The sequence below is a fragment of the Actinomycetota bacterium genome, from assembly GCA_030776725.1.
In the GTDB taxonomy this organism is placed as follows: Bacteria; Actinomycetota; Nitriliruptoria; order Nitriliruptorales; family JAHWKO01; genus JAHWKW01.
This window is the reverse complement of record JALYHG010000136.1, coordinates 1-11323: the sequence shown is the minus strand read 5'-3', so window position 1 is coordinate 11323 and position 11323 is coordinate 1. Positions and strand designations below refer to the sequence as shown.

The 11323-nt window shown below is 70.5% G+C and carries 12 protein-coding genes; 7 read left to right on the top strand and 5 right to left on the bottom strand.

Going from position 1 to position 11323, the window contains the following annotated elements; translation table 11 throughout:
- On the bottom strand, nucleotides 1-890 hold an 890-nt coding region (locus tag M3N57_06450), incomplete at its 3' end, for a 6-phosphofructokinase (protein ID MDP9022330.1).
- A 160-nt stretch (nucleotides 891-1050) separates the two neighbouring features.
- The gene (gene lon / locus M3N57_06445) at nucleotides 1051-3378 is read right to left on the bottom strand and encodes an endopeptidase La (protein MDP9022329.1); all 2328 of its coding nucleotides are present in this window, start codon (nucleotides 3376-3378) and stop codon (nucleotides 1051-1053) included.
- A gap of 100 nt (nucleotides 3379-3478) precedes the next feature.
- Between lon and M3N57_06440 the strand changes: the two genes are divergently transcribed.
- Nucleotides 3479-3940 (top strand): MarR family transcriptional regulator, encoded by a 462-nt coding sequence (locus tag M3N57_06440; GenBank protein ID MDP9022328.1) that lies wholly within the window; start codon nucleotides 3479-3481, stop codon nucleotides 3938-3940.
- A 25-nt stretch (nucleotides 3941-3965) separates the two neighbouring features.
- On the opposite strand, the gene M3N57_06435 is transcribed toward M3N57_06440, so the two are convergent.
- The gene (locus tag M3N57_06435) at nucleotides 3966-4349 is read right to left on the bottom strand and encodes a response regulator (GenBank protein MDP9022327.1); all 384 of its coding nucleotides are present in this window, start codon (nucleotides 4347-4349) and stop codon (nucleotides 3966-3968) included.
- A gap of 245 nt (nucleotides 4350-4594) precedes the next feature.
- Nucleotides 4595-4897, bottom strand: a complete 303-nt coding sequence (locus tag M3N57_06430) for an MTH1187 family thiamine-binding protein (protein ID MDP9022326.1) — start codon at nucleotides 4895-4897, stop codon at nucleotides 4595-4597.
- Nucleotides 4898-4975: 78 nt separating this feature from the next.
- Here M3N57_06430 and M3N57_06425 point away from each other — a divergent pair, with 78 nt between their 5' ends.
- Genes M3N57_06425 through M3N57_06400 form a run of 6 tightly spaced genes read left to right on the top strand, consistent with a single transcriptional unit; the run spans nucleotide 4976 to nucleotide 10715 of the window.
- Complete coding sequence (locus M3N57_06425; GenBank protein MDP9022325.1) at nucleotides 4976-6316, top strand: nodulation protein NfeD; 1341 nt, start codon at nucleotides 4976-4978, stop codon at nucleotides 6314-6316.
- Nucleotides 6313-7119 (top strand): slipin family protein, encoded by an 807-nt coding sequence (locus M3N57_06420; protein ID MDP9022324.1) that lies wholly within the window; start codon nucleotides 6313-6315, stop codon nucleotides 7117-7119. Before M3N57_06425 ends, M3N57_06420 begins: the two co-directional genes overlap by 4 nt.
- 54 nt (nucleotides 7120-7173) lie before the next feature.
- A complete protein-coding gene (locus M3N57_06415; protein ID MDP9022323.1) occupies nucleotides 7174-7992 on the top strand; it encodes a c-type cytochrome in 819 nt (272 codons plus the stop codon).
- The gene (locus M3N57_06410) at nucleotides 7982-8869 is read left to right on the top strand and encodes a Rieske 2Fe-2S domain-containing protein (protein MDP9022322.1); all 888 of its coding nucleotides are present in this window, start codon (nucleotides 7982-7984) and stop codon (nucleotides 8867-8869) included. Before M3N57_06415 ends, M3N57_06410 begins: the two co-directional genes overlap by 11 nt.
- The gene (locus M3N57_06405; GenBank protein ID MDP9022321.1) at nucleotides 8866-10290 is read left to right on the top strand and encodes a cytochrome bc complex cytochrome b subunit; all 1425 of its coding nucleotides are present in this window, start codon (nucleotides 8866-8868) and stop codon (nucleotides 10288-10290) included. The genes M3N57_06410 and M3N57_06405 overlap by 4 nt, the downstream gene beginning before the upstream one ends.
- 11 nt (nucleotides 10291-10301) lie before the next feature.
- A complete protein-coding gene (locus tag M3N57_06400; protein ID MDP9022320.1) occupies nucleotides 10302-10715 on the top strand; it encodes a hypothetical protein in 414 nt (137 codons plus the stop codon).
- 5 nt (nucleotides 10716-10720) lie between these two features.
- Here M3N57_06400 and M3N57_06395 read toward each other — a convergent pair.
- Nucleotides 10721-11323, bottom strand: a 603-nt coding sequence (locus M3N57_06395) for a cell wall-binding repeat-containing protein (protein MDP9022319.1), incomplete at its 5' end; no start/stop codon positions are given.

Sequence of the window (11323 nt, the reverse complement as noted above, 5' to 3'; positions counted from 1 at the left end):
AGCCGCTGCTCGATGATCCCCACTCCGGTGATCTCGCGGAGCATCTCGCCCAGCTGCTGGCCGATACCGCCGAGCTTGCGGTGTCCGTAGGCGTCGGCCTCGCCCCGCAGGTGCAGGTCGCCACCAGTCAACTTCGCACCCTCCGACACCGTCACCACGGCGTAGTTGCTGGGGTTGACGCCGCGGTCGTGCACCACCAGCTCCGCCAGCTTCTGCACGTCGCACGGCACTTCTGAGATGATCGCCCGATCCGCGCCGGCCAGGTACGCCGAGATCAGCGATGTCTCGCCGCTGTAGCGGCCGAACAGCTCGATGACGGCCAGCCGCTCGTGCGATCCGGTCGACGTCCGCAGCTGGTGGATGAACTGGACGCTGCGTGTCACCGCGGTGGAGAAGCCGATGCAGTAGTCGGTGCCGTGGACGTCGTTGTCCATGGTCTTGGGGATCGCGATGACTGGCACGCCCTCGTCGTGCATCCGCAGACCGTAGGAGAGCGTGTCGTCCCCACCGATCGGGACGAGCGCATCCAGCTTGAGCTCCTCGAGCACCCCTAACACGTGCGACGTGAAGTCGTGGGGGCCCTCACCGGCGGCGTCGTCGGCGAGGAAGTCGGGGACGTCCTTGGCCCGGACCCGCCCCGGGTTCGTCCGCGAGGTGTGCAGGATCGTCCCCCCGGTGCGGTCGATCGTCCGCACCGTCGCACGGTCCAGCGGCATCGTGTTGCTCGCCATCGAGTCGGGATCATCGGTGTCGCAGTTGAGCAGGCCGCCCCAGCCGCGGCGGATCCCGAGGACCTCGTGCCCGTCGTCGATCACCCGTTCCACCACGGCCTTGATGCAGGGGTTCAGGCCGGGGACGTCACCTCCACCGGTCAAGATCCCGATCCGCACGTCACTCCTCCTTCTGGCCCGAGACGACCCTACGGGCGCCGACCGTTGGAAGTCGCACCGCCGGGCCGACGACCGGCCGACGGACGAACCATCGGCCAAACTCGGGCCAAGACCGACGCCCGGACCGTCACACGCCCCGCCGGCTCACCGCCGTCCCCGGTCAGGCCGCCACCGGCTGCGGTGCCGTCTCCAGTGCCAGCTCGAGCACTTCGGTGACGTCGCCCACCAGGTGGATGGTGACCTCCTCGCGCACCGTGTCGGGGATGTCGTCGAGGTCGGCCTCGTTCCGGGCAGGCAGGATCACCTCGGTCAGTCCGGCGCGGTGCGCCGCCAGCGCCTTCTGCTTCACGCCACCGATCGGGAGCACCCGTCCTTGCAGGGTGACCTCGCCGGTCATCCCGACCGTCGACCGTGCCGGCCGACCCGACAGGAGGCTGACCAGCGCAGCGGTGATCGTGATCCCCGCCGACGGCCCGTCCTTGGGGATCGCGCCGGCTGGGACGTGCACGTGGAAGCGCCGGCCGGTGGGCACGTCGATGCCGAGCTCGTCGGCGTGGGAGCGAACGAACGACAGCGCGATGGACGCCGACTCCTTCATCACGTCGCCGAGCTGTCCGGTCAGGGTCAGCCCCTCGTCGCCGGGCAGAGCCGCCGCCTCAACGAACAGCACGTCACCGCCCGCTCCGGTCACGGCCAGTCCTGTCGCGACACCGGGCACGGCCGTGCGTTCGGCCACCTCGTTGTGGAACCGTGGCTTGCCGAGGTAGCGACGGACGTCGCCGACATCGATCGCGACGGGCGCCTCGGCGTTGCCTGCTGCCAGGCCGGTCGCGACCTTGCGCAGCACCTTCCCGATCAGCCGCTCGAGGTTGCGGACCCCGGCCTCGCGGGTGTGCTCGGTGATGATCGTCCGCAGCGCGTCGTCGGTGACGGTGACCTCGTCGGCCTCCAGGCCGTTGCGCTGGATCTGCCTGGCCAGCAGATGGTCGCGGGCGATCGCGAGCTTCTCCAGCTCGGTGTACCCGTCGAGGTGGATGACCTCCATCCGGTCCAGCAGCGGGCCGGGGATCGTCTCGACGACGTTCGCGGTCGGGATGAACAGGACCTCGGACAGGTCGAGGTCCACGTCGAGGTAGTGGTCACGGAACGTGTGGTTCTGCGCTGGGTCGAGGACCTCGAGCAGAGCGGCGGCCGGGTCTCCCGACCATCCTCCGACGGCCACCTTGTCGATCTCGTCGAGCATGATGACGGGGTTGCGCGTCCCCGCGTCCTTCAGCGCCCGCACGATCCGCCCGGGCATCGCCCCGACGTAGGTCCGGCGGTGGCCGCGGATCTCGGCCTCGTCACGGATCCCGCCGAGCGCCACGCGGACGAAGCTGCGCCCCATCGCCCGGGCCACGGACTCACCGAGGGAGGTCTTCCCGACGCCAGGAGGACCGACCAACGTGACGATGGCGCCCGAACCCCGGCCGCCCTCGGGCGCGCGGCCACGCTCCTCACGGAGCTTGCGCACGGCGAGGAACTCCAGGATGCGGTCCTTGACGTCCTCCAGACCGGTGTGATCGGCATCGAGGACGCCGCGCGCCTCGGTCAGGTCGAGGTGGTCGTCGCTGCGGACGTCCCACGGCAGGTCCAGCAGCCACTCGAGGTACGTGCGGATCCACCCGTGCTCGGGGCTCTGGGCGTTGGTGCGCTCGAGACGGCCGAGCTCGCGTTCTGCCTGCTCGCGGACCTCCTCGGGCATGCCGGCCTCGGCGATGCGCTGGCGGAGGACCTCGACGAGGTCGTCGTCGTCACCCAGCTCCTTGCGGATGGCGTCGAGCTGCTGGCGCAGCAGGTACTCGCGCTGCTGGCGGTCCATGCCTTCGGTGACCTCTTTGCGGATGCGCTCCTTGAGCTCGACGTCCGCGGCGATCTCCCGGGCCCAACCGATCAGCAGCCCGAGGCGCTCTTCGATGTCGAGCGTCTCGAGGATCTTCAGCTTGCGCTCGGTGGATAGGTCCGGGGAGTACCCGGACGTGTCCGCGAGGTGACCGGGGTGGTCGATGCCGCGCAGGCTCTCGGCGACGTCGTTGGCACCCCGCGCGTCGAGGATCGTCTCGACCAGCGCGCGGTACTCTCGGGCCAACTCGGCCGCCCGCTCGGAGGTCCGGTCGGGGTCCGGCGCAGGTTCAACGTCGACCCACAGCGCGTCGCCGGTGCCGGCCACGCCGGTGTGGACCACGCCTCGGAACACGCCGCGCACGACGGTGACGTCCGCGCCGCTCGGCAGGCGACCCGAGTCCTCGACCTTCGCGACCGTCCCGATCCTGGCGTAGCGGCCTTCGACGCGAGGCAGCAGCAGGACCAGGCCGTCACCAGCCTGGGCTGCGGCCACCGCCGCAGCCGCCTCAGCGCGCTCCAGGACAGCCGTCACGACCATCTGGGGCAGCACGACACCGTGCTCGACCGGGAGCACCGGCAGGGTGCGGGTATGCAGTCGTTCCATCACGTCCTCGTTGGTGTGGTTTCGAGCGCAACCACATCGTACGTCAGATGGTTGCTTTAGCAACCGTTGATTAAGCAACATATCTGGTAGGATGCGCGTGATGCAGCGCTGTGACGACGCACGGGTGCTGGCGTGGAGGGCGCTCACGCGAGCCCACGCCATCCTCGAGGCTGCCCTCGACGCCGCCCTGGAGGAGCACTCGGGCGTAGCCCTGCTGACCTACGACGTGCTGTCGTACCTGGCGGAAGCCGACGGTCAGCGGCTGCGCTTGCAGGAGATCGCCGAGCGCCTGCCCCTGACGCGCAGCGGGCTCACCCGTCTGATCGACCGCATGGAGGAAGCCGACCTCGTCCGCCGACAAGTGTGCTCATCGGATCGGCGCGGGACGTACGCGGTGCTGACCCCGGCGGGGCGTCGCACCTTGCGCCGCGCCGGTGAGGTCCACGTGCGGATCCTCGAGGAGCGACTGGTCGCACGCCTCTCGCCGCACGAACTGGTGTGCCTGCGTGCCGCCTGCACCAAGATCGCCAGCCTGGTCGAGGATCAGCCGACCAACGACTGATCGCCGCGCGCAGCCGTCCGGGTCGTCATGCCACCGCCGTCGTGGAGATGACCCGCCGGATCTCCATCACCAGCGAGTCGAGGTCGATCGGCTTGACCAGGTACGAATCGACGCCCGCCTGCCAGCCCAACCACAGGTCCTCCTCACCGGCACGGGCGGTGAGCAGGATGATCGGGGTCGCGGTGGTGCGCGGGTCGCCACGCAGTGCCTGCGCGGCCTCAAGTCCACCCATCCTGGGCATCATCACGTCCAGCAGGATCGCGTCGGGCCGTGCCTGCAACGCGCGGCCGAGAGCTTCCAGCCCATCCGCGGCGGTCAGGATCTCGAAGCCTTCGAAGACGAGCGCGAGCTCGAGCATCTGGCGGACTGCCGGATCGTCGTCGACGACCAGCACTCGTGCGGCGGTCATGGCGCCTCCCGTTCGTGCCGGCCGGCGAGTGACGTCACCCGATCAACGCAGGGTGAGCCCCGCAACCTGAGACGCCACTGGCCGGCTTCACGTGAGGTATCGGTGCGTCGACGCACCGGACTTGGTAGCCAGTTGGCACCATCTTGGTGATGGTCCCCGGCGCCCCCAAGCGGGACCGGGACTAGTCCCCGTCGTCCCGATCGCCGGCCGCTCTGCGGGCGGAAATCATCGGCTGTACTCGGCGATCAGCGCCCCTCGATCAAGCGCCGCTCCACCGATGCGACCTTGCTGTCGAGCATGTCGTGGCGGCCCGGCCGGTGATCGACCTTGACGACCACGCTCACGCGGGGTGCCCCGCGACGCTCCATCGCGTCGATGCACTGGCCTATGACGGCCGAGATCTCTGGCCAGTCGCCTTCGATCTCGGTGAACATGGCCGAGGTCCGGTTCGGCAGGCCGGAGGCGCGGACGATGCGGACGGCTTCCGCCACGAACTCACCGACGGACTCGCCGACACCGCCAGGACTGATCGAGAAGGCTGCCAGCACGGCGGCTCCTTCCTCCGCCACCATCCTGCCCACGCCGCGACGGACACGCAGTCCTGGCGCGTACGGTTGGATGTCGCCATGCGGTTGACCGAAGGACTCGCCGGACCACTGTCAGCGGCGGTCGCGGCGCTGTACACCGCGTGCCTGCTCCTGGTGTTGGCTGTGCCCGCGGCCGCCCAAGATGGTTCCGTGCTCGAGACCGAGGCGACCGGGCCGGTCACCCCGGTCATGGCCAACCATCTGGCCGACGCGCTGGAGGAAGCGCAGCGCGGCGGCCACGCAGCCTTGATCGTCCGCCTCGACACCCCCGGCGGTCTGGTCACGGCGATGCGTGACATCGTCAAGTCGTTCCTGAACGCCGACGTCCCGGTGGTGGTGTGGGTGTCTCCCGCGGGAGCGGGTGCCGCGTCGGCCGGGTACCTGATCACGTCCGCCGCGCACATCGCGGCGATGGCTCCGGGAACGAACATCGGCGCCGCCACACCGATCGACCTCGAGCAGGGCGAGGTGCTGGACAAGATCGTCAACGACGCCGCCGCCTACGCGCGGGCGATCGCCGACGCGCGGGGGCGCGACGTGGACTTCGCCGAGGAGGCCACCGTCGATGGTGCGTCACTGTCCGCCGAGGAGGCGGTGGAGCGCAACGTCGTCGATCTCGTCGCCGCCACCCGCGACGACCTGCTCCGCGCGATCGATGGTCGCACGATCGAGGTCGCCGGCGGCCGCCAGGTGCAGCTCGACACGACCGGGGTCGAGATCGTGTCCTACGAGGCGTCGTGGGCGCGCCGGGTGCTGCAACGGCTGGCGGATCCCAACATCGCGTTCCTGTTCATGTCGATCGGAACGCTGGCGATCCTGTACGAGCTCGCCCAGCCCGGCGTCGGCGCGGGCGCCGCGGTCGGGGTTATCCTGATCGTGCTGGCGCTGTTCGCGCTGGCGGTCCTCCCAGTGAACACGGCCGGGTTGGCGCTGCTCGGACTTGCGATCGCGCTGTTCGTCGGGGAGATCTTCGCCCCAGGGATCGGTGTGCTCGCGGCCGGGGGCACGGTCGCCCTCCTGCTCGCCGGGCTCTTCCTGTTCCAGCGCCCAACGGGCGTCGGGGTCGATCTGAGGGTGTTGATCCCGACCGTGGTGCTGGCCGGGCTGGCCGCCGCGGGCCTCGCGGTGGTGGCAGCCCGCAGCCGCTCCGCGCCGGTCGCCGCAGGTCCTGAGCCAGCGCTGAACGAGACCACCACGGTCCGGCGGATCGTCGGCGATCGGGCGCAGGTCTTCGTCGGCGGGGCGTGGTGGAACGCCCGCAGTCCCACCCGACGACTGCAGCAGGGCGACGAGGTCCGCGTGGTCGGCCGGCGCGACCTCGAGCTGGTCGTCGAACCGGTCGAGGACGCAACCAGCGACAACCAGGAAGGCACACCGTGAACCCACTCCTCATCGGCATCGGCGTCGCAGTACTGATCCTGCTGTGGTTCCTCGTCAGCGCCATCAAGATCGTCCAGGAGTACGAGCGCGGGGTGATCTTCCGGCTCGGGCGCGTCCAGGACGCCAAAGGCCCGGGGCTGTTCTTCATCATCCCGATCATCGACCGCATGGAGCTGGTCAGCCTGCGGACGGTCACCATGGACATCCCACCGCAGGACATCATCACCAAGGACAACGTCACCGTCCGCGTCAACGCGGTGACCTACTTCAACGTGGTCGAGCCGGTGAAGGCGGTCATCGCCATCCAGAACTACATCTTCGGTACCTCACAGGTCGCCCAGACCACGCTCCGGAGCATCATCGGGCAGGTCGACCTCGACGAGGTGCTGATCAACCGTGACGAGATCAACTCACGGCTGCAGGAGATCATCGATCAGCTGACCAACCCCTGGGGGGTGAAGGTGACCCTGGTCGAGGTCAAGGACGTCGAGCTGCCCGAAGCGATGCGCCGGGCGATGGCGCGTCAGGCGGAGGCCGAACGCGAGCGGCGCGCCAAGGTGATCCACGCGCAGGGCGAGTACGAGGCGGCGCAGCGCCTGGCGGACGCGGCCGAGCAGCTGGAAGCACACCCGGCCGCGATGCAGCTGCGGGTGCTGGCGACCATGGCGGAGGTCTCCGCAGAACGGAACTCGACGCTGATCTTCCCGCTGCCATTGGAGATCCTGCGGCTGGCGGACGCTGCCGGCGCCCTCCTCGCCGACCGCCTCGAGCCGCAACCGCGAGGGGCCGCAGGAGGAGCCTGACTAGGCTGGGCTGCCCGCCGACTGCCGCTCGCCGCGAGACGCACGGAGGTGCGGATGCCCACCGACCCTTCGCGGCGGTGGCCCATCCGCGTCACGATCCTCGGGGTGGTCGGGGTCCTGGCTGGCGCGACGGCCGCCGCGGGTGTGCAGGACCCCACCGCCGCCCCGACCGGGGCCGACCCCGACCCCACGGCGGCCCCCACCACCGATCCGCAGCTGGTCGCCCGCGGCCGGGAGCTGTTCGGTTCCCAGTGCGCGACGTGCCACGGCGCTCAGGGCCGCGGCGGCGTGCGCACCGACGCCCCGCCGCTCCGCGACGCCCCCCCGGCGATGATCGACTTCGTGATCCGGACCGGACGCATGCCGCCGCCGCAACCCGACGCGGGGAGCGTGCGACGTCCTCCGCGGCTCGACGACGAGCAGCGGCGGGCGATCGTGGCGTACGTCAAGACGTTCGCACCGAACGAGCCGGCGATCCCCGACCCCGACCCTCAGCGCGGCGACCTGTCACATGGACGCGAGCTGTACGAGGCCAACTGCATCGCATGCCACAGCGCGCTGGGGCGCGGCATCGCGATCAGCCAGCGCGATATCGCGCCGGGCCTGGACCCTTCCTCCCCGGTCGAGATCGCCGAAGCTGTCCGCGTCGGGCCCGGGGTCATGCCGGTGTTCGAGACCGGCGTCATCTCCGACGACGAGCTCAACGATCTGATCCGCTACATCGTCTGGCTCACCGACGAACGGGAACGCCCCGGTGGCCTCACGATCGGTCGCAGCGGACCGGTCACCGAAGGTCTCGTCTCGTGGGGTCTGGGCTTGGTGCTCCTGCTGGTCGCGATGTACTTCATCGGGGAGCACCGCCGTGGCAGCTGACGACCGCGACACCACGATCCGGCGGGCCACACGCGCCGCCGCGATCGCGTTCTCCGTGGCGATCGCGTCGGCCGTCGGGCTGGTCGTGGTCTACGTCGCCGGCGGTCACACCCAACTCGAAGGGTTGTTCCTGTTCGCGGCGTTCGCGGGGGCCGCCGTGGGGCTGGTCGTGTGGACCAAGGTGCTGATCGCCGAACCCGACCTGCTCGAGGAACGCCCGCCGATGCGTTCCTCGGACGAGGACCGAGCTGCGTTCGAGCACGCCTACCTGGAAGCTCGGGAGGCCCGCGATCCCGACGTCGCCAGCCGCCGACGGTTCCTCAGCCGGCTGCTCGCAGGCGCGGGCGCGTCACTGGCGCTCGCCCTGGGGTTGCCGTTCTTCTCCCTCGGCGCTCCCCCCGGCGGCCAGCTGTTCCGCACCAACTGGGCACGTGGATCGCGCGTGGTCGACTTCGCCGGCCGCCCGGTCCGCGCCGGGATGGTCGGACCCGGAGGAGTCATCACCGTCTTCCCGGAGGGCCACACCGGCGACGGGCAGTCAGCGGCCCTGCTGATCGGGATCGAATTCGACCGGATCGTCGAAGGTGGCATCACGGCGCAGACCGTCCCGGGGATCGTCTGCTACTCGAAGGTGTGCACCCACGCCGGCTGCCCGGTCGGGCTGTACCGCGAGGAGGTCGCGGAACTGCTGTGCCCCTGCCACCAGTCGAAGTTCGCCGTGTACGACAACGCCAGGCCGATCTCGGGTCCGACGACACGGCCACTGCCCCAGCTGCCGCTGGGCACCGACGACGCGGGGTTCCTGGTCGCGCTGGGTGACTTCGAAGCGCCGGTCGGCCCCGAGTTCTGGAACATCGAGCGTGGAGGCCGCGCATGACCGAGCGCGCCGAACGCGACCGCGAACGCCAGACCGAACGCCCCGTCGACGCTCACGGCCGCCACAGCCGCGGCGTGGTCCCCGCGATCGCACGGTGGCTCGACGACCGGCTCGGCATCGCCCAGGGGGCCCGCAAGCTGCTGCGCAAGCCGTTCCCGGATCACTGGTCGTTCCTCCTCGGCGAGGTGGCCCTGTTCGCTTTGGTGGTGCTGTTCCTCACCGGGACCTTCCTCGCGCTGTTCTACCGGCCCGACACCCGGCCGGTGACCTACACCGGCCCCTACGTCCCCCTCCAGGGAGCCCAGGTGTCGGCCGCGTACGAGTCGGTGCTGCGGCTCAGCTTCGAGGTGCGCGCCGGGCTGCTGATGCGCCAGATCCACCACCACGGCGCGAACGTGTTCATGGCCGCGGTCGTGGCCCACATGCTACGCACCTTCTTCACCGGGTCGTTCCGCAAGCCACGTGAGCTGATGTGGGTCACCGGGATCGTGCTGGTCCTGCTCGGCATCGGGGCGGGGTTCACCGGGTACTCGCTCCCCGACGACCTGCTGTCGGGGACCGGCCTGCAGATCGGGTACTCCACCCTGCTGTCGGTCCCGTTCCTGGGCCCGTTCGTGGCGTTCGTCGCGCTCGGCGGGGAGGTGCCGAACCCCGATTTGATCGGCCGCCTGCACATCCTGCACGTCATGATCCTCCCCGGCCTGCTCGCCGCGGTGGTCGGCGCTCACATGCTGCTGCTGTTCCGGGTGCGCCACAGCCAGCATCCCGGCGAGAACCGGACCGAGCGCAACATCGTCGGCAAGCCGATGTTCCCCACCCAGACGATGGTCTCGGCTGCGGCGTTCGCGGCGACGGTGGCCGTCCTGGCGTTGATGGGCGGTTTCTACGAGATCAACCCCGTCTGGTTGTACGGGCCGTTCGAGCCGTCGCGGGTGTTCGCCCCGTCCCAGCCCGACTGGTACGTCGGGTGGCTGGAGGGGGTGCTGCGGCTGTGGCCGGCCTGGTCGATCCGCATCTTCGGGATCGTGATCCCCCAGCCGTTCATCCCCGGGGTGGTGATCCCCGGCCTGATCTTCGTCCTGGCTGGGGCGTGGCCGTGGCTCGAGCGGCGCTACATCGCCCGCGACGACGAGGAGCACAACATCCTCGACGACGTCCGCGATAACCCGCTGCGTGCTGCGGTCGGGGCGGCAGGGGTCACCTTCCTCACGGTGATGCTGGTCGCCGGGAGCAACGACGTGATCGCCGCGCGGTTCATGATCGCGCTCGAGCGGTTCACGTTGGTGCTCCGCGTCCTGCTGGTCGCGGGGCCGCCGCTGGTGGGCTGGCTGACGTACCGGTGGTTGACGCGTCTCAAGCGCCGTGACGTCGACGAAGCCCGGCGCGCCGAGACGGTGAGCGCCGAGCAGGACGTCGCCTAGATGGTGCCCACATGGTGACGGCTCACCGGTACCTGGCCATCTCGATCATCGCAGCGTTCCTGGTGGTCGCCGTCTACGGAGGACTGGCACGGCTGCTCCGCCGCCCGCAGGTGGGCCGGCCGTTCTGGGGGCTGCAGTACTACACCGAGACGGTGCTGCTGGTGCAGGTCGTCGTTGGCGTGGTGCTGCTGGTGATCGGTCACCGGGTTCCGTCCGGGTCCCTGAACTGGCTGCACTACTTCTACGGGTCGCTGTTCCCGCTGATCGCCGTGGTGGCGGGCCGGATCGGGGCGATCCGCCGCGAGGGAGCCGGGTTCGACTACGCCCCGGTGGCGCTGGGAGCGGCGGTCGCGTTCGGCCTCACGCTCCGCGCGGCGATGACCGGATGCGCCGACTCGCCGTTCGTCTGCCTCGGGCTGACCTGAACCGGTCAGCAGGCGTTGCCGTCTGCGGCGTCGAGCGCCGCAACGGTCGACTCGCCCAGGACGCTGGTTCCACCGACCACGATCAGGTCCACGACCGGCTGGCCGCAGGCGCCCACCAGCGGACGCACGGCCGGGTGCACCTCGGGGCTGCCGTCGACGAGCAGGACGGGCGCGGCGGTGTCCGCAGCGAGCCCGGCGGCCGACAGGCCGTACGCCCACCCGTCGGGGCGGAACCCGTGCATCACGACGTACCGGCGGGGCGATGCGCTGCCCCACAGCTGGGTGGCGATGGCCACGGCCGTCTCGACGCGCGACGGGCCGGCCACCCGCTGCGGTGCGGGCACCGCAGCCTGCACGGCGTCGGACAGGGCCGCGACTCCACCCAGCAGGACCGTCCGGGTCGGCTGCCACCGGCGCAGCGCGTCAGCGACCGCCGGGTGCAGCGCGTCACGGTCGGTGACGACGATCGGGACGCGCTGACGCGCGGCCCACGCACCGCCGGTGACGGAATCGGCCCAGGCGGCGCTGGGGTCGGTGGCGGTGCCGTGCGCGCGGGCCAGCGCCACGGTGGGCGTCCCCGGCCAGCGGCGGCGGACCTCCTCGGCGAC

Excerpts from the sequence above, each read along its gene's own strand:
- lon (MDP9022329.1), bottom strand. The coding sequence starts at position 3,378 with ATGGAACGACTGCATACCCGCACCCTGCCGGTGCTCCCGGTCGAGCAC.
- M3N57_06435 (MDP9022327.1), bottom strand. The coding sequence starts at position 4,349 with ATGACCGCCGCACGAGTGCTGGTCGTCGACGACGATCCGGCAGTCCGC.
- M3N57_06425 (MDP9022325.1), top strand. The coding sequence starts at position 4,976 with ATGCGGTTGACCGAAGGACTCGCCGGACCACTGTCAGCGGCGGTCGCG.
- M3N57_06415 (MDP9022323.1), top strand. The coding sequence starts at position 7,174 with ATGCCCACCGACCCTTCGCGGCGGTGGCCCATCCGCGTCACGATCCTC.
- M3N57_06405 (MDP9022321.1), top strand. The coding sequence starts at position 8,866 with ATGACCGAGCGCGCCGAACGCGACCGCGAACGCCAGACCGAACGCCCC.
- M3N57_06400 (MDP9022320.1), top strand. The coding sequence starts at position 10,302 with ATGGTGACGGCTCACCGGTACCTGGCCATCTCGATCATCGCAGCGTTC.
- M3N57_06440 (MDP9022328.1), top strand. The coding sequence starts at position 3,479 with ATGCAGCGCTGTGACGACGCACGGGTGCTGGCGTGGAGGGCGCTCACG.